This is a genomic window from Arthrobacter sp. StoSoilB22, from assembly GCF_019977315.1.
Classification (GTDB): Bacteria; Actinomycetota; Actinomycetes; order Actinomycetales; family Micrococcaceae; genus Arthrobacter.
Map to the genome: position 1 here is coordinate 1118992 of NZ_AP024652.1, position 26931 is coordinate 1145922.

The window sequence follows — 26931 nt, forward strand, 5'->3', positions numbered from 1 at the left end:
CCGGTCTTGCGGCAGCGGGAGCATCCGTCACCCGGCAGATACTCCGCTGGGATGATCTTTTCCGAAAGATGTTTCGCCGGGGCAACGGATTTCGTAGAGTAGGGAGGCTAATACTGTCAGCCCCGGCTGCCACACTTCTCTTACCTCTTTCACGCACTCTTTCTAAGGACCCGTGGGCATGCTTGTCACCCTTATACGGCGCTACTCCAAGCCGTATTTGCCGCAGATCGTGGCCGTGCTGATTTTTCAGCTCGCATCCACCATCGCTACGCTGTACCTCCCCAGCCTCAACGCCAGAATTATTGATGAGGGAGTTTCCCGCGGAGACACCGACTTCATCTGGCAGACCGGTGCCCTCATGCTCGCTGTCGCCCTGGGACAAGTGGTCACTGCCATCATCGCTGTGTACTTCGGGTCCCGCGTTGCAATGGCCATTGGCAGGGACCTGCGCCGCAGCGTCTTCCGGCAGGTCAGTAGCTTCTCAGCCCAGGACGTCAACACTTTCGGTGCTCCCACGCTGATTACCCGCGGTACCAACGATGTCCAGCAGGTACAGATGCTGGTGCTCATGGGCCTGAACTTCATGGTCTCAACCCCCATCATGTGTGTGGGCGGCATCATCATGGCGCTCCGTGAGGACCTTAGCCTTTCCTGGTTGGTCTGGGTCTCCGTTCCTGTCCTGGTGGCCGTGGTGGGCTACCTTGTAGTCCGTCTCATGCCGCTGTTCCGTTCCATGCAGACCAAGATCGACGCCATCAATGGCGTACTGCGCGAACAGATCATCGGTATTCGCGTGGTCCGGGCCTTTGTTCGCGAGCCCCACGAGGCCAGGCGCTTCGGGGACGCCAATGATGACCTCACTGCAGTGTCGGTAAAGATCGGCAACCTGTTCGTCCTGATGTTCCCGGCCATCGGCATGATCCTGCACCTGTCCACGGCCGCCGTGCTGTGGTTTGGCGGCCAGCGGGTGGATTCCGGGGAGATGCAGGTGGGTGCGCTCACGGCCTTCCTCCAGTACCTGCTGCAGATCCTGATGGCTGTCATGATGGGCACGTTCATGGCCATGATGATTCCCCGCGCATCCGTCTGTGCAGACCGCATAGGTGAGGTACTGGACGTCGAGCCTTCCATCCACAACCCCAGCTCGCCGGTAGTGCCTGCTGAGAAGAAGGGACGTGTGGAGTTCCGGGACGTCACCTTCAAGTACCCCGGTGCCGAGGCTCCGGTGCTGAGCAACATTTCCTTCACTGCTGAGCCGGGCAAGACCCTGGCCATCATCGGCTCCACGGGTGCCGGCAAAACCACCTTGGTCTCGCTGCTGCCGCGGCTTTACGACGTCGCATCCGGTGACGTCCTGCTGGACGGTGTGCCCGTCACGAAGATGGACGCATCGGAGATCACTAGCCGCGTATCTGCGGTGCCGCAGAAGCCGTACTTGTTCTCAGGAACAATCGAGCACAACCTTCGTTTCGGCAAGCCTGACGCCACGGACGAAGAGCTGTGGGAAGCGTTGGAAACGGCCCAGGCCAAGGGCTTCGTGGAAGAAAAGTCATCCGGTTTGAACCGGCGCATCGCCCAAGGCGGTACCAACGTCTCCGGTGGCCAGCGCCAGAGGCTATCCATTGCCAGGGCGTTGGTTACCAAACCGAATGTGTACCTGTTTGATGATTCGTTCTCCGCGCTCGATGTTGCTACCGACGCCCGTCTGCGCAAAGCCTTGAAGGCCAAGACCCGGGATTCCACAGTCATTATCGTGGCCCAGCGCGTCTCTACCATCGCGGACGCGGACGAGATCCTTGTGCTGGATAACGGAAGGATTGTTGACCGCGGAACGCACGACGAACTGCTGGAGACCTCACCCACCTACCAGGAAATCGTTGAATCCCAGCTGAGCGTGGAGGAAGTGGCATGACCGAGCAGGACCAGCAGAAGAAGCGTGGCTGGGCTGCCAAGGCTCAAGCCGCCAAGGATGCCAAGGCAACAGCCGAAGCTGAGGTAGCCACCGAAGTGCTCGATGACGACGACTTTGTTGAAGAAGAATACGTCCCCTCCGAAGCTGATGGCGGTATGTTCGGCGACGTCCCGGCAAAGAAGGCCAAAGAGTTCTGGCCGTCCGCCAAGCGACTCATGGGCCTGCTGAAGCCCGAGGCCGTTGGCGTGTACATCGTGATCGGGCTCGTCATTGTCTCGGTAGTCCTCAATGTGATTGCTCCGAAGGTCCTGGGTAGTGCCATGGACGTCATCTTCGGTGGCGTTGTGGGCCGGCAGATCCCGGAGGGGGTCTCGCAGGAGCAGTTCGTTGAGCTCATGCGCCAGCAAGGCCAAGGCAACTTTGCGGACATGGTCTCCAAGATGGAGCTCACCAACGGGATTGACTTCCCCAAGCTGACGTTCCTGATTTCGATCGTGCTCCTGATGTACTTTGTGGCCAACATCTTCCTGTGGGCCCAGGGTTGGTTGCTCAACAGGATCGTCATGCGGGTCATTAAGAAGCTGCGCAACGACGTTCAGGCAAAGCTCAACCGGCTCCCGCTGAACTACTTCGACACCCGCCAGCGCGGCGACATCCTGTCCCGCGTGACCAACGACGTCGACAACGTCCAGCAGGGCCTCCAGCAGGCGTTCTCCCAACTGGTCAGCTCAGTGCTCACAGTCCTGGGCATCACGGTGATGATGTTCATCGTCTCCTGGGAATTGGCGCTCATTGCCCTGATCGCCCTGCCGTTGTCCGGCATTGTGGCGGGCGTCATTGGTGCGCGCAGCCAGAAGCTCTTCGCAGCACAGTGGAAGAACACCGGCGCACTGAACGGCCAGATCGAGGAGTCCTTCTCCGGACACGACCTCGTGAAGGTCTTCGGTCGCGATGCCGACATGCTGAAGCGTTTCGACGAGAAGAACGAGGAACTCTACAAGGCCTCCTTCGGTGCGCAGTTCGTGTCCGGCGTGATCTTCCCGGCCATGAACTTCGTGTCCTACCTGTCCTACGTCGGCATTGCAGTGGTGGGTGGCTTGCGCGTTGCCTCGGGCTCCATGAGCCTGGGCGATGCCACCGCCTTCATTCAGTACTCGCGTGAATTCACCCAGCCGCTGGGCCAGATTGCCGGCATGGCCAACATGCTGCAGTCCGGTGTTGCCTCGGCAGAGCGCGTCTTCGAGTTCCTTGATGCCGAGGAAGAAGTTGAAGAGACCGGGACCCGCAATCTGCCCGCCAAGACCGACGGCCATGTTGAGTTCGAGCACGTCTCGTTCAGCTATGTAGAAGACAAACCGCTCATTGAGGACCTGTCCTTTGCTGCCGAACCTGGCCATACCGTGGCGATTGTGGGCCCCACCGGGGCCGGGAAGACCACGCTGGTGAACCTGGTGATGCGTTTCTACGAGCTCAACGCAGGCCGGATCACCTTGGATGGCGTGGACATCAAGGACCTTAGCCGCGCAGAACTGCGGTCCAAGGTGGGCATGGTGTTGCAGGATGCCTGGCTGTTTGGCGGGACCATCTACGACAACATCAAGTACGGCAAGCTGGACGCCACCGAGGACCAGATCATGGAAGCGGCCAAGGCAACCTACGTGGACCGCTTTGTGCGTGCCCTCCCGGACGGTTACCAGACGATCATCGACGAAGAAGGCAACAACGTCAGCGCCGGTGAAAAGCAGCTCATCACCATCGCCCGTGCCTTCGTTTCAGATCCGTCGCTGCTGATCCTGGACGAAGCTACAAGCTCCGTGGACACCCGTACGGAGCTGTTGCTGCAAAAGGCCATGGCTGCCCTTCGGACGGACCGGACGAGCTTCGTGATCGCCCACCGCCTGTCCACTATCCGCGACGCCGACACCATTTTGGTGATGGAGAACGGCAAGATCGTGGAGCAGGGCAACCATGCCCACCTGCTCACACTGCAGGGGGCCTACTACCGGTTGTACATGTCCCAGTTCGCTGGTGAGGAAGAGACCGCTGTGGACGACTCGACGGCGGTGCACAGCTGAGCGCGGAAACACTGAAGGAGTCCATGGCACCCCGCCGCATAGAGGTCCTCGTACCCATGCGCTGGGGTGACATGGACGCCTACGGCCACATCAACAACGTCCAGATTGTGCGGATGCTGGAGGAAGCCCGTATCGCAGCCTTCGGGCCCCCTCGCGGAGCGGGCCTTCCGGGCGTAGAGCCCCCGGCGGCCCTGTTCAATGACGTCGAGGAAGGCACCATGACCCTGGTTGTGGAGCACAAAGTCCGGTACGTCCGGACTTTGGATTACCGCAACATCCCGGCTGTGGTGGAGATCTGGGTGGGGGCCATCAAAGGCGCCAGCTTCGATCTCCATTACGTCATCAAAGATCCCGTCACGCGGGAAGACTGCGTGAAAGCAACTACTCACCTGGCTTTCGTCGCCGAGGCCACAGGACGGGTCCTAAGGCTCACGCCGGAGCAAAAGGAAAAGCTGCAGAAGTACCAGGGCTGACGAGTTTTTGTACAGCTGATGCCCTCAAATGGCCGTCTTAGGGGCATCAGCTGTACAAAAATTCCACGTAGAGTTTCACCATGAAACTTGAAATTGCCGTGGTGAGTGCCGCGGGTGCAGGCACGGCAGCCGCCGAGGGAGCCGACCGCATCGAACTGTGCAGCAGCCTGGAACTTGGTGGCGTCACGCCAAGCCAAGGACTCATGGAAGCCAGCATGGAGCACGTTGACGGCCGTCTGGCGATCCATCCACTGATCCGCTCCAGGCCCGGCGACTTCCGGTACTCTGCGTCCGACGTAGACACCATGGTCCACGAGATCCGCCATCTGCTGGCTCAGGGGGCCCACGGGGTGGTGGTCGGGGCGCTCACCGCGTCCGGAGACGTAGACGTTCACGCGATCCAGCGCCTCGTGGATTCCGCCAAGGAAGCCAACCCGGAAGCAGAGTTGACCTTTCACAGGGCCATAGACCAGTCACGAGACCCCGTGGCCGCTCTTGAACAGCTGATGGAACTTGGCTTCACGCGGATCCTGACCTCGGGCCACGAAGCCACCGCGGGGGCCGGGCTGTCCACGTTGACCACCATGGCAGAACGTGCCGGGAGTGCACTGCAGATCATGGCCGGGGGAGGACTAACCCTTGACGACATCCCTGCGATGCACAGGGCAGGCCTTGCTGCGGTCCACCTTTCGGCCAAGAAGACGGTCTCCACTCTCGCCGATGGGGCGGTCTCCCTCGGTGCGCAGGACGGCAGCGATCCCACGGCTTACACAGTTACCAACCGCGACGTCGTCCGGGCGGCGAGGGCGAAAGTCAACGCACTGAACCTGGCCGCCTCCAAGTAGCACCTGGCCGCCTCCAAGTAGCACCGTCATAATGCCCTGGCAGCGTCATGGCCAGTATTCGGGGGCGGGAATTGCAGTGATCGCGCATCGCAATAACCCTTTACGACTCCACGGAACGCCGGGATGATGTAAGGATTCACCAAACAGGTGAAAAACCCCGGAAGCTACCTTCAGGAGTCTCAGCGATGCCGCTGCCCGCGCCGGTTTCACCGGCCCTCATCACCCCGCCAAATCCCAGCAGAATCGGTTCAGTGACAGCCCACCCGGAGGTGGATTGTGGCATCGGCGCGTGGGACAAACTGCTCTACGGCAATCACCGATTCGTTGTGGAAGTCCTGGATGTGGCTGAAGCGGGGCTCAGCGGAAGGGGCGGCGGGGTTGGTGCGGCCCACAGGGCTGTCATCCCGTGGCGGCGGCAGGACAAGGACCCCGCAACGGTTGATGTCATGGTCGTCTCGGAGAAGACCGGCATCAGGGTCCGGAACGTGATGGTGGAAGAGGCCACCCGCGAGTCCGGAACGGTTGTCTTCGAAGCCACAGAGGGCCCTGGCATCTACTTCGTCTTCTACCTGCCGTACGCCATGCTGGGGAAAGCCCACTATCCCCAGGCGCAGTACCTCCCGCGTCGTCCTGCCGCAGATCCGGCCTGGGCCGCCGCCGTCGGACGTTCCGCCTGGGCAAGCGGGGCGCAAGCTGCGCTGCCCACCGCCAAAGTCCTCCGATATGAGGCGGCAAGCGAACGGGACTCGTTCGCACCCATGAACTTCACCGCCCGCGCAGACGAACTGGAGCGGTTCCGGGCACTCCACGCGGGAGAAGCCCTTCTGGTGTTTCCCGAGGACCGCCTGAATCCCATCTCCATGCGGCATGACCTACCGGCGCACTGGGTGATCAACGGGCCCTCGGAAGCTTTCCACGGCACTGCACAGGCTGGCGAGGACTATGTGGTCCAGTTGGGGCTGTATGCGCAGAAGGATCTCAACGGCGTGACAGTTCAGCTCACCCCATCAGCCGGGGAAGAGCCAACGGGAGGAGACTCAACGGGAGGAGAAGGTACCCGCGGGCGCTGCATCAACACCGATGGCGTGGACAGGCTGGGCAAGCCATGGCACAGAGCCCTCAACGTTGCTGCCGGCACCGTACGGGCTTTGCTGGTGGTCCTTCCCATCCCTGAGGAAGCTGCGGGAACCACGCACTCCGCGATGGTGACTATTCATGTAGCGGGGGAGCCACCACGGGAGGTCGTGGTCAGGCTTGATGTGGCCGCGGAAACAGATCCGGCACTCCTTGCGGGCGGTTTCGGAGATGCACGTTCCCTTCGGCGCCTGGCCTGGCTGGATTCGCGAGTGGCTCAGGACGCGGAGCTCGTTAGGCCATATACGGCCATCACTTTGGACGAAACGAGCAGGACGTTGGGGATTCTGGGCAGGTCCTTGCAGCTGACGGAGTCCGGACTTCCGGCGCAGGTGACGTCAACGTTTACCACCGCGGTGACCGCAACGGATGGTCCCGTCGTCGAGCTTTTCAGTGCTCCCATGCGGCTGGACGTTGAGGGAATTGATTGGACGCACGGTCAGCTAGTTTTCACTGAGGACGGCCCGGCGCGGATGTCGTGGCGCTGCGCCTGGACAGGTCGCAAGGACGGCAAGGCGGCGCTGACGCTGGAGCTGAACGGCGTTCTCGACGCCGATGGGGCAGTTTCGTACTCGCTGCGGCTCAGCCCGGTGGGGACCTTGGAGGTGAACGACGTCGGCCTGCAGCTGGCGCTCCATGAGGCTTCGGTTCCGCTGGCCATGGGGTTGGGCATCCCGGGTGGAAGACGGCCGGACACCATCGACTGGACTTGGGACGTGGCGACGAAGAACCAGGATGCGTTGTGGCTGGGGAGTGTTAATGTAGGCGTCCAGCTTTCCTTACGTGATGGCAGCTATGAACGGCCGCTCAACACCAACTTCTACCGGGAGAAGCCGTTGGTGGAACCGGGATCGTGGGCCAACCGCCAGCAGGCCGGCGGTGATTGCGGAGTCCGGGGCGGTGTCGCGTTGCGGACATCGGAGGACACAGCCACGCTGCGTGCCTTCAGTGGTGCCCGGACCCTAAGGGCGGATGAGCCATTGGACTTCGATTTCCGCCTGCTGCTGACACCGTTCAAGCCGATCGATCCCGGCAAACACCTTGGAAAACGGTACTTCCACGCTCCTGAAAACCCTGCGGACACTAAGGCCGCTGGTGCCACCGTGGTCAACGTTCATCACGCCACGGCGCCGGCGCCCTATATCAATGATCCCTTGCTGACCCAGGACTCGCTGCGGAAGTACGTGGCCCAGTGCCATCAGCACGGGCTCAAAGCCAAGGTTTACAACACGGTCCGCGAGCTCACGTTCCATAGCCCTGAGCTGCTGCCGTTGCTGCACCTGGACCACGAAGTCTTCAGCGACGGACCAGGGGCAGGCCACATGTGGCTGCAGGAACATGCCGGCAGCGGCTACGTTTCAGCGTGGTTTGCACCCAATGTAGAGGACATCGCCGTGGTGACAACCGGCGAATCGCGGTGGGAGAACTTCTACGTGCGGAGCCTTCAGGAACTGGCCGGCGGGAAGGACGGGATTGACGGCATCTACCTGGATGACATCGCCTATGACCGCCACGCCATGCAGCGGGTCCGCAAGGTCCTGGAGCGGGCCTGCATAACCCGTGGTGAAGACGGCCCTGAGATTGACCTCCATTCAGCAAACCAGTTCACTGCGCACGACGGTTACGCGTCCTCCGCCAATCTGTACATGGAGCACTTGCCGTATGTGGACAGGCTATGGCTGGGGGAGTACTTCGACTGCAACACCACCGATCCCGACTATTGGCTGGTGGAGCTCTCCGGCATTCCCTTCGGCCTCATGGGCGAGATGCTGGAAGGCGGTGGCAACCCATGGCGTGGCATGGTGTTCGGGATGACAGGCCGGGCACCTGCCGTGGACAACCGCCCGCTCTGGGAGTTCTGGGCCCAAACCGGGTTGGAGCACGGGCATATGCAAGGGTTTTGGGACCCGCAGGCCCCCGTAAAGACAAGTCACCCGGACGTTCTGGCCACCACGTGGCTCACGGAGCAAGGAATGGTTGTAGCGCTGGCCTCCTGGGCCGCGGACACTGAACAAGTGACGCTGATTTTCGACGACGATGCTGCCGCCACCAGAATCATCAAGGCCCCCACCATCGCCGGCTTCCAATCTGCCGCGAGCTACGTGCCCGGCCAAGCCATAGCCATCGAGCCGCAGCGCGGCCTCCTTCTCACGATCGGATACTGACGTGGCAGACACAGCAACCTCCACCCTCACAGTCACCACCGTTTCCCTGACCATGGCCGAGCTCGGCCCGCTCAACCCCTTGCCCGTGGTGGCGGCTGAGCTGGACCAGCCCTACACCGTGGGAGAGGGGGTGCCGGAGGATCTCCAGGCCTCGGCGCGGTTCGGTGTGGTGCCCAACGTTTACCCGTACCTCATGCAGGACGGCTACAGCCGGGACGCGGCACCCAAGGAAGTGCCCGCCGTCGTGCTTGAAAACAGCAAACTCAAGGTGACGGTCCTCCCGTCGCTGGGAGGCCGCATCTGGGAACTGTTCGACAAAAAGACGGGCAAGCAGCTCCTCCACACCCACGATGCCCCGCAACTGGCCAACATCGCGCTGCGCAAGGCCTGGTTCGCCGGTGGGCTGGAATGGAACATCGGCACCCGAGGCCATTCGCCCACCAGCTGCGATCCTTTGCACACCGCGATTGTCCGCACCCCGGACGGCAAGCACATCCTGCGAATGTGGGAATACGAGCGGCTGCGGGAAGTGGTTTTTCAAGTGGACATCTGGCTGCCCGGCGACTCGCCTGTGGTCTTCGCGGCGGTGCGGATCCGCAACCCAAGCGACCACGAGGTCCCCATGTACTGGTGGAGCAACGCAGCCATCCCTGAGACGGAGCGGACCCGCGTGATCGCCCCGGCGGATGAGGCCTTCGGCAGCGACTACACCATGGACATCACTCGCGTCCGGCCCACCGACCACGAAGGATATGACGGCACCTGGCCGGTCAACAGCCCCCACGCGGTGGATTTCTTCTTCGACATCGACCCTTCCGAACGGCGTTGGGTTGTTGCAGCCGACGACGACGGCGACGGGCTGGCGATGCTCTCCACGGGACTTCTCCGCGGCAAGAAGCTCTTCGTATGGGGCCAGGGGCAGGGCGGCAAGCGGTGGCAGGAATGGCTGAGCCCCGGAGCTGGACCGTATGCCGAAATCCAGGCGGGTTTGGCGCAGACGCAGTTTGAACACCTTGTCATGCCAGCCGACGCGGAGTGGGCATGGGTAGAGGCCTACGGTAACGGACATCTCGATCCGGAAACCTCACACGGCGCCGACTGGGACGCTGCGGTGGCCAACGCCAGCCAGCGTTTGGAGCAACTCCTGCACCATGACGAACTCGAGGCCATGCTCCCCGCAGCCCTCAACGACGCCGACATCCCGCCGTCCACCATGCTGCTGCGCGGCAGTGGTTGGGGCGTTCTTGAACGCGCCCGGCGCCGGAAATCCGGGAAGGGCTGGGTGGATGAGAGCGGTACACCTTTCGGGGTGGAGAGCGTCACGGCCGAGCAGGAACCGTGGCTCGGTCTGTTGGAGGGAAAAACGTTCGACGGCGGGCCCGGTTTCGTCGCCGGGGCGGACTGGGAAGAGTTGCTTGGTGGGCAGGCCAGCCCCGAATCGAGGTTTCACCTGGCCACCATGAAGCACGCCCGTCAGGACCTGGACGGTGCGAAGGCGGGGTACCGCGGGGTGCTTTCCGACGGAGGGGCCGCTCCCGGCATCAGGGCGCTCGCGCACCGCGGCTTGGGCTTGGCCCTGCTCGCCGCAGGTCAGGAGGCTGATGGACTTACAGAGCTCCGGAGGGGCGTTGACGCTGACCCCTCCACCACAGCCTTGCTGACGGAAGCCGTCACGCTCAGCATCCGGCACGGGGACCCCGCCATGGCACTGGGACTGGTGGAGTCGGCACCCAAGGAGGGCGCCGGCGTCGGACGTTTGAGGTTCCTCAAGGCGCTGGCGCTCGCGCGAACCGGGAAAGCCGCCGAAGCAGCCGCGATCCTGCGTGAGGGTGTCGAGATTCCGGACCTCCGCGAGGGCGAGGACGCCATTGCGGCATTGTGGGAAGAAGTATGCCCGGACGAACCCGTCCCTGCGGCCTATCAGTTCGGGATGCACTGACGGGCGCGCGGTGTGGCCTCCCGCACATCGGGAGTAATCTCTGAAAGCGTGTTCTGGAACATGCAGACGCAACGAACGGAGCACGTAATGCCCCCCGAGATACCGGGACTGCCAGCTTTGGAATGGTCCTCGTCAGACGGCCATGCCAGCTATGACCAGGCGGAGGGGACGCTGACGCTCACGGCAGCCCCCGGCGTCGACTGGACCAACGATTCCCTGGGCGGCGAGCCGCAGCACCGCGCCACAGCGTTGGGCTTCAGGGCACCTGCCGCGTTCTCGCTCTCAGCCCGGGTGTTGGTGGCCTCACCACGGACAACGTTCGACGCCGGTGTGCTGACTTTGTGGGCGGACAGCGAGCACTGGGCCAAGCTCTGCTTCGAGTATTCTCCGCAAGGGGAAGCCATGGTGGTCAGCGTGGTGACCAACAACTACTCCGACGATTCCAACGGCCCCGTGGTGGACGCCCCGTGGGTTTACCTGCGCGTGAGCCGGCTAGGGCCAGCGTGGGCTTTCCACTGGTCATCGGACGGCCGGAAATGGTCCTTCGTGCGGCTGTTCAGGCTGGATACGGAGAAAGCAGTGCACGTCGGGTTCATGTCGCAAGCGCCCACGGGCGAGAGCTGTGAGGCACGTTTCGACGCCATCGAAGTGAAGGACGAACCTCCGGCTGACCTCCGCGACGGAAGTTAGCGCTGGTCAATCGGGGTTTGAACGCAGCTTCGCCGGGATGGGCAGCAAGCCTGTGGATATCCAGATGCTTGGATAAACCAAACAAGGTAAGTTGGCATGGTGATTCCCTCCGTAAAAACTGCCATTGACCGCGCCCCCGGAGTCTCCAAGGAGATCGAGGACGCAGCTTGGTATGTGCTGGGTCCGGCGCTCCACGGGAGACCCTCGGCGCTGGACGGCAGGACGTTGACGTGGACCGCAGATGCTGCCGCTGAGCTCCTGGAAAGGCTTGAACGCGGGGTGGAGGACTCCAAAGCCCCCATGATGACCAACCTGCGGCAGAACCTTCATGGCGCGTCCCGGGAAGCCAAGCTGCTGGCCGTGGAACTGCTATTCCTGCAATCACTGCCGCTCGCGCACGAGGTCAAGTCCCTCCGGGTCAAGCGTGCCCGCGTCACCGAGGCCGCATCATGGGTTGAGCCGCCCATCGAGCTGCCGGAAGAGCTATATGAGGGCATGACGGACCACGGCGTCATCCGTGACCGCACCGCCGAGTTCAACTGGACCATCTGGGACCACCTGAAATGGCTGTGCCGCTTCGTGGCCCACGTGGACAGCCAAAGCACAGCCACCATCAACGAGGCACTCGCGGACCCGCTGAAGTTCCATGAACTGGCCGCCGCAACGCCCGAGGATCAGCCTGCCCTGCGCCGCAGCATCGAGTACTTGGTGTGGCCGAGCTACTTTGAGCCCGTAGTGGCAGACGTTGAACGCCAGGAAATCCGGGACGCCTTTGCTTCTCTCGTCGGCGGGGCCGGGGGCGATACAGACGAGGACATTACCGCCGACATCCACCGCATCCGCCTGCACCTGGACGAGCAAGCCGGGCAGCGCATCGACTGGTACGGACGCCAACTGGTAAGCCAATGGCGCAAGGTGGGAGATCCGGGGCGCCGTTCCTGGCTCCTGCGTACCCATCACGACAATGCGGACCTGCTGGCCGCCTGGGTTGCCGAAGAGAAGGCCACCTTGGATGTGGAACATCTGCGCGCCCTCAACGCAGGCGTCACGGCAGGCGTGGTCCAGCATGCCGTGGATGAGGATTACAAGCACCTGGGCTACGTGGAGCGCGAAGACACCAAAACAGCTGTTTTCGCTTTCCTGACAGTCATGAAGCCAGGTGACCTCACGCTGTACCAGCACGCCGGCCGGGTAAGGGTTGGGGTGGTCCTCGGAGAACCCGAACACCATGAAGACAATCGGCGGATCCGCCGCAAGGTCCGCTGGTTCGATGACAGTTACGCTATCCCCGAGCTTCCCCGTCACGCCCAGCGTCAACTTTCCACCCCGGGCATCATCGTGGACGTCACCAGGGTGATTCAGGCCCTGCAGGAGCTGCTCCCCGTGGAAGCCGAAACCGATGGCGAGGACGAAGCCCCGCCCACTACCGTCGTCGAGGTTGTCCAGCAAGGGTTCCGGCCGCTGACCGAAGAGTTTGCAGCGTCCCTGCACATGGACGTTGAACCACTCAGGGAGATCGCTGAACTTCTCGAGGAAAACCGCCAACTGGTTCTTTATGGTCCGCCGGGAACCGGCAAAACCTACCTTGCAAAGCATCTAGCCGCCGAGTTGGCCGGTGACCACACCGACGAACGGGTGAAGCTGGTCCAGTTCCATCCCTCGTATGCCTACGAGGATTTCTTCGAGGGCTACCGGCCGGACAAAACTGATGATGGCCAAGTGTCCTTCAAGCTTGTGGCCGGTCCACTGCGGCGTCTCGCCGAGGAGGCCGCGAAACCCGAGAATGCGCACAAGCCGTACTTCCTGATCATCGATGAAATGAACCGCGCCAACCTGGCCAAGGTCTTCGGCGAGCTCTACTTCCTCCTGGAATACCGGGACGACCGCATCTACCTCCAGTACAGCCCCAATGAGCCCTTCAGCTTGCCGGACAACCTTTACATCATCGGAACCATGAACACCGCGGACCGTTCCATCGCCATGATGGACGCCGCCATTCGCCGGCGGTTTGCGTTCATCGAGCTCCACCCCAAAGAGGAGCCGATCCGTGGCACGCTGCGTCGCTTCCTGGAAGCCCGCGGTCTGGACACCCTCAACGCGGACCTGCTGGATGCGCTCAATGACGCGATCGACGACTGGGACCGGGACCTGATGATCGGGCCGTCCTACTTCATGAAGAACGCGGCCCAGAACCCCACAGGTCTGCGTCGCATCTGGAAGTACGAGCTCATGCCGTTGCTGGAGGAGCACTATCACGGGCAGCTGAACCGGGCGCAGCTGGAGGAACGCTTCGGCCTGGACCAGCTGCTGGGACGTCTTGCAGCCCGCTAAAGGCATCCCGCCAAGGCCCGGCCGTGCGCCCGCCAGCGCGGGGGGTGCGCCCGCCGGCGCGGGGGGTGCGCCCGCCGGCGCGGGGGGTGCGCCCGCCAGCGCGGGGAGTGCGCCCGCCAGCGCGGGGCGGGTCAACTCCGGCCCCCGGCATATCGTCATGGACGAGCTCTCCCGCGGGGTGGTGGAAAAACTCGATCCCCAATCGGCGGCGTTCATCAACACCAGCGGGCTGGCCAAGGCCTCTCCCATGGGCATGGGCCTCTACCGGATTGAACCCGTTGGCAAGGTGGGCTCAGTACGGACCACCACGGTGCAGCTCGAAGTCCGTCCCAAGGACCGGCTTGGCCTGAGCAGGCTCCTCTTCCTGCTCAGCTACGCCGGAGAGCAGGGCTTCCGTGATCACTCAGTGGAGGCCGTGGAGCACCCGGACCTGTGGAGCGCACTGGCCGAATCACTAGCTCAGTTGGCGGACAAAGCCCTGAGCCGTGGCGTCCTGCAGGGCTACCTCACCGTGGAGGAGTCCTTGCGCACCGTCAAAGGGCGCATCCGGATCTCGGACCAGATTTCACGACGTCCCGGGATGATGGTGCCATTGGAAGTCTCCTACGACGAATTCACAGAGGACATCGCGGAGAACCGTATCCTCCGTGCTGCCTTGGAGCGCATGGGTCAGGTTCCCGGCGTCCGGCCCACTGTCCTGAGCCGTTTGCGGCAGCTCAAGGGAAAGCTCGACGCCGTCACACGGCTCCAGTCCGGAGCGCCCCTGCCGCCGTGGCGGGCCAGCCGGATGAACCTCAGGTACCACCCCGTGCTGCGCCTGGCCGAGGTGATCCTCCGCAACGCTTCCGCCGAGGCCGGTGAGGGTAAGCAGCAAACTGCGTCCTTCGTGGTGGACATGGGCCAGGTGTTCGAGGAATTCGTGGGGACCGCGTTGCGCAGCGCCATGAGTGCCCACCCGGGAGAGATGCGCCTCCAGTACGGCGCGCTCCTCAATGAGGCAGTCCGGGACTCCGATCGCATTACCGTTCGTCCGGACGCCGTGCATTTCCTGGGTGGGCGTCCCGTGGTGGTCTACGACTCCAAATACCAGGCAGCCTCCGACGCCGGCGCGTCCCTAAGCGCGGACCACTACCAGTTGCTGGCATACTGCACAGCCCTCAGGGTACCCACCGCATGGCTCGTCTACGCGGGTTCGGGGGAAATGAAGCTGCGTAGGATCCTCAACACGGACATCGACATAGTGGAGTACCCGCTGGACCTGTCCTTGCCGCCGTCGGAAATCCTGTCCGCAGTGGCTGACCTGGCGGAACAATCCTGGGGCGAGGTAGTCCGCCAGGCTGTGGCGGGCCGCCCGGCGTCGGACTAGCCTGATAAGTAAATCTTCACTGGAGGAGGCACTATGGGCCGCAAGAAATCATGGCGCGATATGACCAAAGGCCAACGGATCATGCTGTTGGTCAGCGGCGCCATCAACATGGCCTTGCTGGGCGCGGCGCAGCGGAGCATCGGCAAGACTCCTGACGATCAGATCAGAGGCAAGAAGGCGGTCTGGCGCGCTGTCTCCTTCATCAACTTCTTCGGCCCGGTCAGCTACTTCCTGTTCGGCCGCCGTCGGGACGCTGAGATGGGTGCAGGCGCCCCTAAGCGCTGATGCTCACGAGGGCATCTTCACCGTGAACGTGGTGCCCCGGCCTGGTTCGCTTTCCAACGTGATGGTTCCGCCGTGCGCCTCAACAATGGCTTTGCTGATGGGCAGTCCAAGCCCGACGCCGGGAATGGCGCTTTTGCGTACGCCGCCGGCCCGGAAGAACTTGGTGAAAGCCTCGGCCTGTTCCTCTTCGTTCATCCCCATCCCGGTATCGGTGACCCGGCAGAAGATGAAGTCCTGATCCTCCCAAGCGGCCACTTCAACGTCCCCGCCGTCGGGGGAGTACTTGATGGCATTCGATACCAAGTTGTCCAGTACCTGCGCGATCCTTGAGGAGTCGATGCGGGCTTCCAAGGCGTCGGGGAGATCCACGGAGAGCCTGATGCCGGCCTTGGCGGCACGGGGCTCTGCGGAGTTGACGCTCCCGCGCACCAACTCGGCAACGTCCACTGTGTGAGGTTGAATGACGATCTGGCCCGAACGTATGGCCAGCAAGTCCGAGACGAGGGTCAGGAGCCTCTCCGCGTTCCGCCTGACGATGTCCAGCTGTTTGCGTGCCTTGGCGTCGAGGGTGTCCGGCTCATCCAGGATCAGCTCAACGTACCCAAGGATGGACGTTAGAGGCGTACGGAACTCGTGGGATACGTTGGCAACAAAGTCGTCTTTGGCGGCGAGGGCGTTCACCAAGTCCGTGACGTCGCTGAACACCACTACGGACCCGGCGAACTTGCCGGAGTCGTCCACCATGGGGCGTGCGCTCGCGGTGAAGGCACGTTGATCGCTCCCAGAACCCAACCACACCAACTGGTCGGTGAACCTTTCGCCCAGGACTGCACGGCGCACCGGCCTGCGGTCGGCATCCAGGGGCGTGGTCCGGTCCGTGTCGAAGATGAGCAACTGTGATTCGTTGGGATCGTCATTGTCCGGGGGAGTTGCCAGTGCGTGTGTTTGGCGCTGGCGACGGTTCATGAGGATGTCATGGCCATCGCCGTCGACGGCCACCACGCCCAGGGGAAGGGCTTCCATGACGGTGTTCAGGAGCCGTTCCTGTTTGGTGCTGACGCTCAGTGCTTCCTTAAGGGCCTCGTCCTTCTGCTCCAACGCACGCTGCTGACGCACCATGCTCAGGGTCAGAACACTCACGGAAACACCGATGCCCAACATGAGGATGGGGAACAGCAGTGGCTTGGTGAGGTCCTGTTCGCTGAGGGTCCCTCTCACGAACAAGGGAACCCAGACGATCCCTAACGGTCCCAGGAAGGACAGGACAATGGCCAGTTTCGGGTACAACCCTGAAGCACACAGCCAGATGACGGGCAACACCACCAGGACGCTGAGGCCGGTGATGGACTCCACCGCACCTTCACGGGCGAAGCCGATGGAGACCATGTCCAGGATGGGGATGCTGAGGAAGGTGGCGAACGGGAGCCGGTGCCAGGGCACAATGATGCACAGTGCCAGGAGGAGCGCCTGACTCAGCAGGAAAATGAGGAACAGCGGATTTTCGAGCGTGGCAGGAAAATACAGCCAAACCAGGATGGCCGAAATACAGACACACACGGATAACGGCAATTGGCTGAGCACTACTCGCATACGCAGGGTATGTTCGTGGAAAGAGCGCCGAAAAACCAACAATTGCTTCTTTTCACCAATGTCCCACGTTGACGGCGGGGTCATGGCACATCCACCAAAAATGCGGAAGAAAGTCGGTTCATGAGATCAGCCTAACCATAATGGATATACTTCTGAGGTTATCGAAGGGGCTGAGGGGCAGCGATGAGTGAAGCACGTGTGGGGCTGGTCATTGAAGATGATCAGGATATCCGCGAATTGGTACGCGTAGTTCTATCCCAGGCGGGGTTTGATGTGCACGTCGCGTCCACCGGATCCGCAGGTGTGACGTCGGCCCGCGAGCTGAATCCGGATGTCATTACGCTGGACTTGGGCCTTCCCGATATCGACGGTTTTGAGGTTGCCCGCCAGATCCGGAAATCCTCGGACGCCTACATCATCATGTTGACCGCCCGCGCCGAAGAGCTGGACACCCTCATGGGTCTGGAAGCCGGCGGCGACGACTACCTCACCAAGCCCTTCCGTCCCCGGGAACTGCGCGCGCGCGTCGAAGCGATGATGCGGCGTCCGCGGGCGTCGTCCGAATCCAAGAGCGCTCCGGAAGAAGTGGTGGACCCCGAGGTTAGCCACAACGGTCTGGCCGTTTCCGCCGGGTCGCGCACAGCGGTCCTGAACGGCACCGAACTCAAGCTGACCCGCACCGAGTTCGACCTCCTGCTCGCCCTGTTGGAGACCGGGCGGATTGTGCGGACCAAGGCAGACCTCGCCCGTCGCCTCCGCAACGAACCCTACGACGTCGGCAGTTACGTCAGCGACGCGGACGAGCGCGCCGTTGAGGTACACATGGGAAATCTGCGCAAGAAGCTCGGCGACAGCATTCAGGCGCCCCGCTGGCTTGAGACGGTACGCGGCGTCGGTTACCGGCTCGCGCCCGCCTCAAACAACTAAGCCCCGCCGTCCATGAACTGGGCTGCAGGGGCTAGTTGGACTGCAGCGCCTAGTTGGGCTGAAGCGGCTAGTTAGGCTGCAGGGGCGTTTCCAGTTCTTGGATGGTGCCGGAGACAAAATTCTCGATTTCGTGGACCTGCGCGGCCAAGCGGTCCAAGTGGACTCCGTTCGGCAGGAGTCGGATGCTGATCTCCAGCTCGGTCGCCAAGCGGTTCATGCAGATGGCGCCCACCATGTGGCTGGAGGTTTTGAGGCTGAGGACCGCGTCCATGGCGTCCTCAATGTCCTGCCTTTCCAGTGCGCGGTGTAGCCGACCCACCCGCCAGGGCAGAAGCTCCACATAGTTGCGCACGAAGCTGCTGATGATGCTGTGGTCGCCGCCCAACTCTGCTTGGAGTTCGGTGAGAACGGTGCGATCCACCAGGGCGTCGGTGCACTCGTCGTACTCAGACACCAAACCCCTCCCGCCTCCAAACAATAGATTCACCATTCAACAGTAGGACCCGTGGAAGTTGCGCAACGCCAAATATCCAAAGATTGATCCAATCTTGAGCGGACTCAGAGGCGCTCTTGATCTCGCCCCCACAAAGTAGTGAAAGCAGATCTGGATGTCTCCAGGCTGGACCAGGAACGGGGAAGAACATGGACAGTGGTGCTCGCCCGTCACCGGGCCTCCTGCTCATCATCGTGGTCTGCATGACGGTACTGCTGGGCATTGGAGGTTCGGCCGCCTTCTCGCTTTGGCAGCAGAGTTCCCAGCCCAATGTCACGGACAACACGGTCAATTCCGCGCCAACCACCACAACCGCGCCTAGATAGCCGCTGACTTGCGGAGCCTCATCGCTGGCATAGTGCGGAGTTAATTTGCGGGCGTAGTGCGTAGCCGGCCTAACCCTCAGCGGACTCCAGGAATGCCGTGAGCCGATCCTCGAGCACGGACATATTCTTAAGTTGGCACTCCCAGACCGTGAGCACCTGCCAGCCGGCAGCTGTCAACTGTTCCCGCTGCAGGGCGTCCCTTTCGCGGGTTCGTCTTCTCTTGACTTCCCAGAACTCGGCATTTGCCGCCGGAGCATGCTGTCCCGCTTTGCAATCATGGACATGCCAGAAACAGCCATTGACGAAAATGACCTTGCGCCTGCCCGCAAACACCAAATCCGGGCGGCCCGGCAGCTTCACTGCTCCGGACTGCCCGTGCAACCGGTACCGGTAGCCTTTCGCGTGCAGGAGTTTACGAACCAGCAGCTCTGGTTTGGTGTTCTTCCCGCGGATTTTCGACATGTTGCGGCTGCGTTGCTCCCGCGTCAGAAGGTCCCGGCTCCCGGTCATTCATCCAGCCTACCCAGGGAGTTTTTGTACAGATACCGCCCTTATGAGGTGCTGTTAGGGGCGGTATCTGTACAAAAACTCATCAGGCCGTGGCGTGAACACTCCGCGGTCCACCCCAACGGCATGACTTGTACTTTCATGCGGCGGCGGCACTCCGGGCAAAAGCGCGGCGGCTCCATCGCCAAGCGCTGTTGGCAGCTGTGGTGGGCGTCCGACGTCGGAGCGTCACCATCGGTTCCGATCGTGCCGCCGTCGGTGCTGAAAGTGCCGCCGCCGCAGTGGCCGCAGAATTTCTGTGACTCTGCAGCCTTCATAGCGACTTTTGGAATTCCTTGATGGGCATGTTCAGCTCCACCAGGAGGTTGAGGTCCGTATTTGCCGGCCGGCCCAGGGTGGTGAGGTAGTTCCCCACAATGACGGCGTTGATACCACCCAGGAGACCGTCGCGGGTGCCGAGGTCGCCAAGGGTCAGTTCACGGCCGCCGGCGTATCGGAGAACGGTCCGCGGCATCGCCAGCCGGAACGCGGCGATAGCACGGAGGGCATCCTTGCCGTCCATGATTCCCTGGTTTTCCAAAGGTGTGCCGGGGCGGGGATTAAGGAAGTTCAGTGGGACTTCGTGCGGTTCAAGGGCGGCAAGCTGGGCAGCGAGTTCGGCCCGCTGGGCCAATGATTCACCCATGCCGATCAGCGCACCGCAGCATAGTTCCATTCCGGCGGCCTTCACCATGGCGCACGTCTCGAGACGTTCCTCATAGCTGTGAGTAGTAACGACCTCGGGGAAGTAGCTGCGCGCTGTCTCAAGGTTGTGGTTGTAGCGGTGGACGCCCCACTCGGCCAGCTGGTCCACTTGGCGTTGCGTGAGCATGCCCAGCGAGCAGGCGATGTTGATGTCCACTTCTTCATTGATGCGGTCGATCGCGAACTTGATCTGGTTCATGAGCTTGATGTCCGGGCCCCGGACAGCCGCCACGATGCAGAACTCGGTGGCACCGGTGGCTGCGGTTTCCTTGGCTGCCTTAACCAGCTCCGGGATGTCCAGCCAAACGCCACGGACCGGGGAGCCGAACAGGCCCGACTGGCTGCAGAAATGGCAGTCTTCCGGGCAGCCACCGGTCTTGATGGAGATGATGCCTTCCACCTCAACATCCTCACCACAGTGCTTGAGGCGAACCTCATGCGCGAGTTGCAGGGCTTCGGGGATGGCGTGGTCGGGGAGCTCCAGGATCTGGATGAGTTGGGATTCGTTCAGGCCTTCGCCCCGTTCAAGGGCCTGCTCGCGGGCGGTGTTCAGAATGGCGTAGGTGGTGGTCTCAAGGGGTGCTTGGGTGCTCATGTCCTTGACGGTATCGGTGCAGGTGGAGGGCGATTTTGTGGGGTGCGCACAAACCGTGGAGCTGGATTTTGGTGCTGGCCGCTCGGGGCGGCTGATGCAGAAGTTACAGCTGTGAAACATGGACGTGACTGAATTGACGCGCTGCGTGACTAGCGTCGTGGGCGAAGCACCCTCCCCGGACGAAAGCGACCCCGAATGAGTGACGATAAGACGAGTACCGCAACATTGGAGCCGACGACGGCGGCTGGAACCGCCGTCGGAACCGCCGGCTCTGTTCCAATAGCGCAAGGCAACGCCGACGCGATGAGTGCTGCGAAGGAAAGCCTGGAGGATTACACCCTCCGCTTTGCGCCGCGGTCCTACCGGAAATGGAGCGCCGGTGTGGTGGCCACCAGTGCGTTGGGCGGCATCGCCTACCTGGCCGACTTCTCCATCGGCGCGAACATCGGTATCGCCTATGGAACAGTGAACGCGATCTTCGGCATCATCGTGGCCGCGGTGATCATCTTCGCCACCGGCTTCCCCTTGGCCTATTACGCAGCACGCTACAACATCGATTTGGACCTGATCACCCGCGGCTCGGGGTTCGGCTACTACGGCTCAGTGGTCACCAACATCATCTTCGCCACGTTCACGTTCATCTTCTTCGCGCTTGAGGGCTCCATCATGGCCCAAGGGCTGCAGCTGGGCCTCGGTATTCCGCAGTGGATCGGCTATGCGGTGTCCACCATCATCATCATTCCGCTGGTGATCTACGGAATGAAGACGCTCGCTACTTTGCAGGTGTGGACCACGCCACTGTGGCTGCTGCTCATGGTGGTTCCCGTGGGCTACCTGCTGCTGTCCCACCCCGAGAGCATCGACGCCTTCTTCGCTTTCACCGGCGCTTCCGGGCAGGGTGGACCTAACCTGGCATCGGTGATGTTGGCGGCCGGTGTGTGCCTGTCACTCATGGCACAGATCGCTGAACAAATCGACTACCTGCGCTTTATGCCGCCCAAGACTGCTGAGAACAAGGGTGCTTGGTGGCGTGCAGTGATCCTGGCCGGACCGGGCTGGGTCATCTTCGGTGCCATCAAGCAGATCATCGGCCTGTTCATCGCGATCTACCTGATCGCCAAGCTGGATCCTGCGGCTGCGGTGCATGCAAATGAGCCCGTTCACCAGTTTCTGGGCGTCTACGAAGAGATGATGCCGGCCTGGCTCGCCATGACTTTGGCCGTGGTGCTGGTGGTCATCTCGCAGATCAAGATCAACGTCACCAACGCCTACTCCGGCTCGCTGGCCTGGACCAACTCCTTCACGCGCATCACCAAGACCTACCCGGGCCGCATGGTGTTTGTTGTGGTGAACCTGGTGATTGCGCTGGTGCTTATGGAATCGAACATGTTCGAGTTCCTCAACACGATCCTGGGCTTCTACGCCAACTGCGCCATGGCCTGGGTGGTCACGGTGGCCTCGGACATAGCCATCAACAAGTACCTGCTGAAGATCTCGCCCAAGGTTCCGGAGTTCCGCCGCGGGATGCTCTACGCCGTCAATCCCGTGGGTTTCGTGTCCATGCTGGTCTCCGCAGGGGTTTCCATCGCCGTCTTCTTTGGCGCCTTCGGTTCCGCAGTACAGCCGTTCTCGCCGATCTTCGCAGTGGGCCTGGCCTTGGTGCTGCCGCCCCTGTTGGCTCTGGCCACCAAGGGGCGCTACTACCTCCGCCGGATCGACGACGGCATCGACCTGCCGATGTTTGACGCCGACGGCAACCCCAGCGATGCCAAGCTGATGTGCCACGTGACAGGCATCGAGTTCGAACGTCCGGACATGCTCCGCTCCGCTCAGGACGGGCCCGACGGCGAACCCCAGTACATCTCGTCCCTGGCGTTGTCCACGGACAAGACGGGCGCGCTGGTACTCCCGGCCCAAAAGTAACCCCCGCCGACCCAACTGAGTCGCAGTTAAGCGCGTTTAGAGCCCTCAAAACGCGCTTGAATGCTACTTACTTGGGTGCACGCAAACGCCCCGGCCTTCTTTCGAGCGCCGGGGCGTTATGCTGTGTGAATTATTTAGTTGTGGTTGTTGCTGTGGGGGCTTACTTGTCGAAGACGTCCTTCGCGGTGTCCTTGACGTTCTCGCCGGCCTGCTTGGTCTTGGCAGCCGCTTGATCAGCGACGCCCTCGGCCTGCAGTTTCTCATTGTTCGTTGCGTCACCCAAGGCTTCCTTTGCCTTACCGGTGACTTCCTGTGCCTTGTTGCTGATCTTGTCTCCGAGTCCCATGGGCCCTCCTTCGATGTAATCCAACGCTGACAATCGCTAGGCTAACGAGCAATTCTGGGTACTTCCTGAACACATCGCTATGGCATTGGTACCACGCGACTGTGAAGCGCCGCCTAGGGCTTGAGCACCACCTTGATGCAGCCGTCCTGCTTCTTCTGGAACTTCTCATAGAGGGCGGGCGCCTCATCCAGCCCTCCGGTGTGGGTGACCAGATGCATGACTCCCAGCGGATCGGCGTCGTCCTCTACCAGGGGGAGCAGCGCGTCAGTCCAGCTGCGAACATTGCACTGCCCCATGCGGAGCTGGATTTGCTTGTCGAACATGGTCATCAGGGGCATGGGATCTGCTTGACCGCCATAGACGCCGCTCAGCGAAAGGGTTCCGCCACGGCGGACCAGATCCACGGCTGTATGGAGCGCGGCTAACCGGTCAACGCTCATGGTTTCCATGGCCACCTGCGCGGGCTTGTCCGGGAGTAACGAGACGGCCCGGTGGAGGAAGGATGCCACGGGGGATCCATGAGCCTCCATACCCACCGCATCCACCACGGAGTCGGGCCCGCGCCCGAGCGTCTCTTCACGAATCTGCTCCGCCACGTGGGAGCTGTAATCCATGGTCTCTACGCCATGTGCCTCCGCCATCGCGCGGCGTTCGGGGACCGGATCGACGCCAATCACGCGGAAGCCTTTGTGGACGCCTATCCTTGCAGCGAACTGGCCCACGGGGCCGAGCCCGAGTACAGCCAGCGTGCCACCGTCCGGCACGTTCGCATACTCAACTGCCTGCCACGCTGTGGGCAGGATGTCTGAGAGGAAGAGATAGCGCTCATCCGGGGCATCGGAATCAATTTTGACAGGGCCGTAATCTGCGAAGGGAACGCGCAGGTATTGAGCCTGTCCGCCGGGGACTGAGCCATAAAGTTCGGAGTAGCCGAAAAGTGCGGCCCCTGACCCCTTGGCTGTCACCTGCGTGGTTTCACATTGCGACTGAAGGCCTTGGTTGCACATATAGCAATGACCGCAGGAGATATTGAAGGGCACCACCACGCGGTCACCCTTTTTGAGTCGGTGGACTTCGGAGCCCACTTCTTCCACGATTCCCATGGGCTCGTGACCAATTACATCGCCCTTATGCATGTACGGGCCCAGAACTTCGTAAAGGTGAAGGTCGGAGCCGCAAATGGCTGTGGACGTGATCCGGACAATCGCGTCCGTGGGCTCCTGGATGGAGGGATCGGGGACGTCTTCGACGCTGACTGAGCGCCGGCCTTGCCATGTCACTGCTTTCACGATCGATGCTCCCTGCGTTAAGGCTGGGTAGGTCCCTCGCTGCTGGAGACCTTCCCAGCGAAGCAGAGATGGCATCAGCGCACAAGGCCGCCTTGCCTCGACATCGCCGGAAGATCAGCGCTCAGGGAACACATCGAAAGCCACTGAAACCCAAAAGTAATAAGCATCCTGATTGTTAGTGTTAAGATGGTGCGAAGGAGAGAGTTTCGGGCAGAGCCGACCGAGGAGTGATCGCGTTGTCCATCATGAAGAACCCGCTAGTTTCCGGAGACGCTGCCGCAATCCCCAACCGCAGCGGAAACGTATCCGGTCTGCTCCAATCCGGTGGTCACTATTTCCACTGCGGCGAGCCCATGGCATTTGCCGAATCCTCCGCCCGTAGCGTCTACGCGCCCATGACCACCGAAGACGTGGACGATGGCCTGCTGGATGTGTACTTCACGACCCGTGTCATCCATTGCAGGTGCGGCTTCCGGATGGAGCTGCCCGTCTGAGAACCCGGAATCGTTTCGAGATCTGTACCTGGGGCACGCCCCAGGTACGCATCCCGGGCATCAAGCATTTCACGTACTAAGCCAGCACGGGCCACGAGCGGCGCCCACAGAAGCCGCTCATCAGGGAGGTAACGCACATGGATACAGGAACACTGGTACTGATCATCGTGCTGGCCGTCGTCGTCATTGCCGTTGTGATCGCCGCGGTTGTCATCGGGCGACGCAAAAAGGCCGAGGTCAATCGCCGCCGTGCTGAGGAGCTGCGCGAGAAGGCGGCCGAGGAAGCCATCGGTGCGCACCAGGCAAAAGCCGAATCAGCGCAGGCAGAGGCCGCCGCGCTTCAGGCGGAAGTCGAAGCCAACCGGCTCCGGAAGGAAGCGGAAGAACGAGCGCACAAAGCCGGAGAAGCTCACGAACGCGTCGAGGAACATCTCCGTCGCGCCGACAAACTGGATCCGGCTTCGAACACGGGGAGGTCACATGACGCTGACCTTTCCCGTGACGCTGACCGTACGCAGGGCGCTGACCACTCCCGCGAGGCTGACCACGATCGGTCCAACCTAACTGAGGGCGAGCGGCTTACACGGGACCGCGGCGGCCGGGATGGTTCGGCGAATGACAGTCCAACGCGCGAGGGCGGCAGGAACCTGTAGCTTCAAGGGACGGAGGTAGGGGCGTGAGCATTGTGGTGAGGCGAACAGGTCAGGCGGAACGCTCTACCGGGTCGAAACCGAACCGGCATGCGGTAGACGTGGTCTTAGGACACCTGGGTGAGATCGGCCCCGCTGTGGCGGCCCTCCGTCGCGAGTCTTCGCGGCTCGCCGAATGGGGCGAGGAGTTGGCGCGTGTCAGGTTGCGCGGGGGGTGCGTCTTCGCCGCAGGCAGCGACGGATCTTCGCACGAGGCGCAGAGGTTCACCTCAGAGCTGAACGCGCACGATCCTGTGGAGGGGTCCGGTTTCAAAGCCATCTCCATCACCAAAAGCGCTGCCGGCTCTAACGGCAGCGGAAGCATGGGAGCTCAGATATCCACCCAGGTGCGAGCGGGTGACATAGTGGTCCTTCTCGCTGCCAGGGGGATCACCGAGGAGCTCCGTGAAGCTGCAGCCGCGGCGAAATCAAGAGGTGCACGGGTCTGGGCGCTCACGGGCAAGGAGTCCAAGGACCTCGCCCAGTCGGTCAACGAGTCAATATGCATCGACACGGATCCTCCTCATGCAGAAGAAGCTCACCTTGTGGCGGTACTGGCCCTGTGCGAGTGCTTCGAAGATGCCTTGAAAAGCGTCGAACCGGAGTGAGTCCTGATTTTCCATCACAGTCGGTGTGATGTCCGACTCCTTCGGAATAGTTGCAGACGCCATGCAGTTGCCCAAGGTGAACCTGATTCACTCTGAAAGGAACTGCGCATGCTGTTTACCCCCCTGGCCCTCGGCGAGCTTGAACTTTCCAACCGTCTGGTGATGGCACCCTTGACGCGTCTACGCGCAGGTCAGAACGGTGTGCCGGGTTCATTGATCGCTGAGCATTACCGGCAGCGGGCTTCCCTTGGGCTGATCGTCAGCGAAGGCACCTACCCGACGTTCGCAGGCCAGTCGTACCCGGGGCAGCCAGGGCTTGTCACGGAGGAGCAAATTGCGGGCTGGAAGAACGTCACCGACGCAGTCCACGCCGAAGGTGGCCGCATCTTTGCCCAGGTCATGCATGGCGGCCGCGTTTCACACGCCGACATCACCAACGGCCACGAGATCGTGGGCCCCAGTGCGGTGGCCATCGAGGGCGAAGTTCGCACGCCCAACGGCAAGCAGCCCTACCCGGTGCCGCGCGAACTTCGCACAGACGAGCTTCCGGCGGTTATTCAGGAAATTGTTACCGCGTCCAAGAACGCTATCGAGGCAGGATTCGACGGCGTTGAACTCCACTCCGCCAACGGTTACCTGCTGCACGAATTCCTTGCGCCGAACTCGAACGTTCGCACGGACAGCTATGGCGGCTCCCCGGAGAACCGGGCCCGTTTCGTGATCGAGACCGTCAACGCCGTGGTCGAGGCTCTCGGTGCCAACCGGGTGGGCATCCGTATTTCCCCAGAGCACAATGTGCAGGGAATCGCCGAAATCGACGCCGACGACGTCCGGGCCACATACGAAGTGCTGGTTGACACCATCGCTCCGCTGAACCTGGCGTACTTGAGCATCCTCCACCATGACCCTAAGAGCTCCTTGGTGCAGGACCTCCGCGAGCGCTTCAACGGCACGTTCCTGGTAAACACAGGCTTCAGCGAGATCACCACCCGCGATGAAGCCTATGCAATCATCGAAGACGGACTCGCCGACGCAGTGGTGGTGGGACGCCCCGCCATAGCCAATCCCGATCTCGCCCGTCGCTGGCGCGAAAGCCTGCCGCTCAATGAGCCGGACGCTTCCACCTTCTACGCCGACGGTGCCGAGGGTTACACCGATTACCCGTTCTACGCCAACTAAGAACCC

24 protein-coding genes are annotated in these 26931 nt (G+C 62.0%); 17 read left to right on the forward strand and 7 right to left on the reverse strand.

The window, feature by feature from the left end; genetic code table 11:
- Positions 1–178: 178 nt before the first annotated feature.
- From LDN70_RS05450 to LDN70_RS05495, 10 genes are all read left to right on the forward strand, one after another.
- Positions 179–1912: an ABC transporter ATP-binding protein gene (locus tag LDN70_RS05450; protein ID WP_142940047.1), complete on the forward strand. Its 1734-nt coding sequence runs from the start codon at positions 179–181 to the stop codon at positions 1910–1912.
- Positions 1909–3987, forward strand: coding sequence for an ABC transporter ATP-binding protein (locus LDN70_RS05455; RefSeq protein ID WP_142940046.1), 2079 nt, complete (start codon positions 1909–1911; stop codon positions 3985–3987). The genes LDN70_RS05450 and LDN70_RS05455 overlap by 4 nt, the downstream gene beginning before the upstream one ends.
- 56 nt (positions 3988–4043) lie before the next feature.
- On the forward strand, positions 4044–4460 hold the full coding sequence (locus LDN70_RS05460; protein WP_166841664.1) for an acyl-CoA thioesterase: 417 nt from the start codon (positions 4044–4046) through the stop codon (positions 4458–4460).
- Between the two features lie 80 nt (positions 4461–4540).
- Entirely contained in the window at positions 4541–5305 is a 765-nt protein-coding gene (locus LDN70_RS05465) for a copper homeostasis protein CutC (RefSeq protein WP_142940045.1), read from the forward strand.
- A gap of 185 nt (positions 5306–5490) precedes the next feature.
- Complete coding sequence (locus tag LDN70_RS05470; RefSeq protein ID WP_502773768.1) at positions 5491–8604, forward strand: glycoside hydrolase domain-containing protein; 3114 nt, start codon at positions 5491–5493, stop codon at positions 8602–8604.
- Position 8605: 1 nt separating this feature from the next.
- Positions 8606–10543, forward strand: coding sequence for a DUF5107 domain-containing protein (locus tag LDN70_RS05475; protein WP_223941982.1), 1938 nt, complete (start codon positions 8606–8608; stop codon positions 10541–10543).
- A gap of 87 nt (positions 10544–10630) precedes the next feature.
- A complete protein-coding gene (locus LDN70_RS05480) occupies positions 10631–11233 on the forward strand; it encodes a DUF1349 domain-containing protein (RefSeq protein ID WP_223941983.1) in 603 nt (200 codons plus the stop codon).
- A gap of 96 nt (positions 11234–11329) precedes the next feature.
- Positions 11330–13564: an McrB family protein gene (locus LDN70_RS05485; RefSeq protein WP_223941984.1), complete on the forward strand. Its 2235-nt coding sequence runs from the start codon at positions 11330–11332 to the stop codon at positions 13562–13564.
- Between the two features lie 157 nt (positions 13565–13721).
- Entirely contained in the window at positions 13722–14930 is a 1209-nt protein-coding gene (locus LDN70_RS05490) for a 5-methylcytosine restriction system specificity protein McrC (RefSeq protein WP_166841564.1), read from the forward strand.
- 33 nt (positions 14931–14963) lie between these two features.
- On the forward strand, positions 14964–15215 hold the full coding sequence (locus LDN70_RS05495; protein ID WP_223941985.1) for a PLDc N-terminal domain-containing protein: 252 nt from the start codon (positions 14964–14966) through the stop codon (positions 15213–15215).
- Positions 15216–15218: 3 nt separating this feature from the next.
- Here the strand turns inward: LDN70_RS05495 and LDN70_RS05500 are convergent, their stop codons facing one another.
- Positions 15219–16889 carry a sensor histidine kinase gene (locus LDN70_RS05500; protein WP_223941986.1) on the reverse strand — a complete coding sequence of 557 codons (1671 nt, stop codon included), beginning with the start codon at positions 16887–16889 and terminating at the stop codon, positions 15219–15221.
- 99 nt (positions 16890–16988) lie between these two features.
- Here LDN70_RS05500 and LDN70_RS05505 point away from each other — a divergent pair, with 99 nt between their 5' ends.
- Positions 16989–17732: a response regulator transcription factor gene (locus LDN70_RS05505; protein ID WP_142940038.1), complete on the forward strand. Its 744-nt coding sequence runs from the start codon at positions 16989–16991 to the stop codon at positions 17730–17732.
- A gap of 67 nt (positions 17733–17799) precedes the next feature.
- On the opposite strand, the gene LDN70_RS05510 is transcribed toward LDN70_RS05505, so the two are convergent.
- The gene (locus LDN70_RS05510; RefSeq protein ID WP_223941987.1) at positions 17800–18186 is read right to left on the reverse strand and encodes an Hpt domain-containing protein; all 387 of its coding nucleotides are present in this window, start codon (positions 18184–18186) and stop codon (positions 17800–17802) included.
- 188 nt (positions 18187–18374) lie between these two features.
- On the opposite strand from LDN70_RS05510, the gene LDN70_RS05515 reads away from it, so the two are divergent.
- The gene (locus tag LDN70_RS05515) at positions 18375–18551 is read left to right on the forward strand and encodes a hypothetical protein (RefSeq protein WP_165450215.1); all 177 of its coding nucleotides are present in this window, start codon (positions 18375–18377) and stop codon (positions 18549–18551) included.
- 69 nt (positions 18552–18620) lie between these two features.
- On the opposite strand, the gene LDN70_RS05520 is transcribed toward LDN70_RS05515, so the two are convergent.
- From LDN70_RS05520 to bioB, 3 genes are read right to left on the reverse strand one after another with little or no spacing between them, the layout of a single operon-like run.
- Positions 18621–19061, reverse strand: a complete 441-nt coding sequence (locus tag LDN70_RS05520; protein WP_223941988.1) for a very short patch repair endonuclease — start codon at positions 19059–19061, stop codon at positions 18621–18623.
- A gap of 41 nt (positions 19062–19102) precedes the next feature.
- Positions 19103–19375 (reverse strand): biotin synthase auxiliary protein BsaP, encoded by a 273-nt coding sequence (bsaP, locus tag LDN70_RS21285; protein ID WP_502773769.1) that lies wholly within the window; start codon positions 19373–19375, stop codon positions 19103–19105.
- Complete coding sequence (gene bioB, locus LDN70_RS05525; RefSeq protein ID WP_223941989.1) at positions 19372–20397, reverse strand: biotin synthase BioB; 1026 nt, start codon at positions 20395–20397, stop codon at positions 19372–19374. Before bioB ends, bsaP begins: the two co-directional genes overlap by 4 nt.
- 195 nt (positions 20398–20592) lie before the next feature.
- Here bioB and LDN70_RS05530 point away from each other — a divergent pair, with 195 nt between their 5' ends.
- A complete protein-coding gene (locus LDN70_RS05530) occupies positions 20593–22320 on the forward strand; it encodes a purine-cytosine permease family protein (protein WP_223941990.1) in 1728 nt (575 codons plus the stop codon).
- A 160-nt stretch (positions 22321–22480) separates the two neighbouring features.
- Here the strand turns inward: LDN70_RS05530 and LDN70_RS05535 are convergent, their stop codons facing one another.
- On the reverse strand, positions 22481–22666 hold the full coding sequence (locus LDN70_RS05535; protein WP_142940032.1) for a CsbD family protein: 186 nt from the start codon (positions 22664–22666) through the stop codon (positions 22481–22483).
- A gap of 113 nt (positions 22667–22779) precedes the next feature.
- On the reverse strand, positions 22780–23955 hold the full coding sequence (locus tag LDN70_RS05540) for a zinc-dependent alcohol dehydrogenase (RefSeq protein WP_223941991.1): 1176 nt from the start codon (positions 23953–23955) through the stop codon (positions 22780–22782).
- 236 nt (positions 23956–24191) lie between these two features.
- Here LDN70_RS05540 and LDN70_RS05545 point away from each other — a divergent pair, with 236 nt between their 5' ends.
- The 4 genes from LDN70_RS05545 to LDN70_RS05560 all read left to right on the forward strand — a co-directional run bounded on the left by LDN70_RS05545 (position 24192) and on the right by LDN70_RS05560 (position 26925).
- Positions 24192–24449 carry a hypothetical protein gene (locus LDN70_RS05545; RefSeq protein ID WP_446698067.1) on the forward strand — a complete coding sequence of 86 codons (258 nt, stop codon included), beginning with the start codon at positions 24192–24194 and terminating at the stop codon, positions 24447–24449.
- Positions 24450–24586: 137 nt separating this feature from the next.
- Complete coding sequence (locus LDN70_RS05550) at positions 24587–25102, forward strand: hypothetical protein (RefSeq protein ID WP_223941992.1); 516 nt, start codon at positions 24587–24589, stop codon at positions 25100–25102.
- Positions 25103–25200: 98 nt separating this feature from the next.
- A complete protein-coding gene (locus tag LDN70_RS05555; RefSeq protein WP_223941993.1) occupies positions 25201–25746 on the forward strand; it encodes an SIS domain-containing protein in 546 nt (181 codons plus the stop codon).
- A 108-nt stretch (positions 25747–25854) separates the two neighbouring features.
- Positions 25855–26925, forward strand: a complete 1071-nt coding sequence (locus LDN70_RS05560) for an alkene reductase (RefSeq protein ID WP_166841556.1) — start codon at positions 25855–25857, stop codon at positions 26923–26925.
- Positions 26926–26931 lie beyond the last annotated feature (6 nt).

Coding starts and splice junctions, on each gene's coding strand:
- LDN70_RS05460 (WP_166841664.1), top strand. CDS start 4,044: ATGCGCTGGGGTGACATGGACGCCTACGGCCACATCAACAACGTCCAG.
- LDN70_RS05520 (WP_223941988.1), bottom strand. CDS start 19,061: ATGACCGGGAGCCGGGACCTTCTGACGCGGGAGCAACGCAGCCGCAAC.
- LDN70_RS05495 (WP_223941985.1), top strand. CDS start 14,964: ATGGGCCGCAAGAAATCATGGCGCGATATGACCAAAGGCCAACGGATC.
- LDN70_RS05485 (WP_223941984.1), top strand. CDS start 11,330: ATGGTGATTCCCTCCGTAAAAACTGCCATTGACCGCGCCCCCGGAGTC.
- LDN70_RS05500 (WP_223941986.1), bottom strand. CDS start 16,889: ATGACCCCGCCGTCAACGTGGGACATTGGTGAAAAGAAGCAATTGTTG.
- LDN70_RS05490 (WP_166841564.1), top strand. CDS start 13,722: ATGGACGAGCTCTCCCGCGGGGTGGTGGAAAAACTCGATCCCCAATCG.
- LDN70_RS05535 (WP_142940032.1), bottom strand. CDS start 22,666: ATGGGACTCGGAGACAAGATCAGCAACAAGGCACAGGAAGTCACCGGT.
- LDN70_RS05450 (WP_142940047.1), top strand. CDS start 179: ATGCTTGTCACCCTTATACGGCGCTACTCCAAGCCGTATTTGCCGCAG.
- LDN70_RS05550 (WP_223941992.1), top strand. CDS start 24,587: ATGGATACAGGAACACTGGTACTGATCATCGTGCTGGCCGTCGTCGTC.
- bioB (WP_223941989.1), bottom strand. CDS start 20,397: ATGAGCACCCAAGCACCCCTTGAGACCACCACCTACGCCATTCTGAAC.
- LDN70_RS05505 (WP_142940038.1), top strand. CDS start 16,989: ATGAGTGAAGCACGTGTGGGGCTGGTCATTGAAGATGATCAGGATATC.
- LDN70_RS05455 (WP_142940046.1), top strand. CDS start 1,909: ATGACCGAGCAGGACCAGCAGAAGAAGCGTGGCTGGGCTGCCAAGGCT.
- LDN70_RS05515 (WP_165450215.1), top strand. CDS start 18,375: ATGGACAGTGGTGCTCGCCCGTCACCGGGCCTCCTGCTCATCATCGTG.
- LDN70_RS05465 (WP_142940045.1), top strand. CDS start 4,541: ATGAAACTTGAAATTGCCGTGGTGAGTGCCGCGGGTGCAGGCACGGCA.
- LDN70_RS05480 (WP_223941983.1), top strand. CDS start 10,631: ATGCCCCCCGAGATACCGGGACTGCCAGCTTTGGAATGGTCCTCGTCA.
- LDN70_RS05530 (WP_223941990.1), top strand. CDS start 20,593: ATGAGTGACGATAAGACGAGTACCGCAACATTGGAGCCGACGACGGCG.
- bsaP (WP_502773769.1), bottom strand. CDS start 19,375: ATGAAGGCTGCAGAGTCACAGAAATTCTGCGGCCACTGCGGCGGCGGC.
- LDN70_RS05560 (WP_166841556.1), top strand. CDS start 25,855: ATGCTGTTTACCCCCCTGGCCCTCGGCGAGCTTGAACTTTCCAACCGT.
- LDN70_RS05470 (WP_502773768.1), top strand. CDS start 5,491: ATGCCGCTGCCCGCGCCGGTTTCACCGGCCCTCATCACCCCGCCAAAT.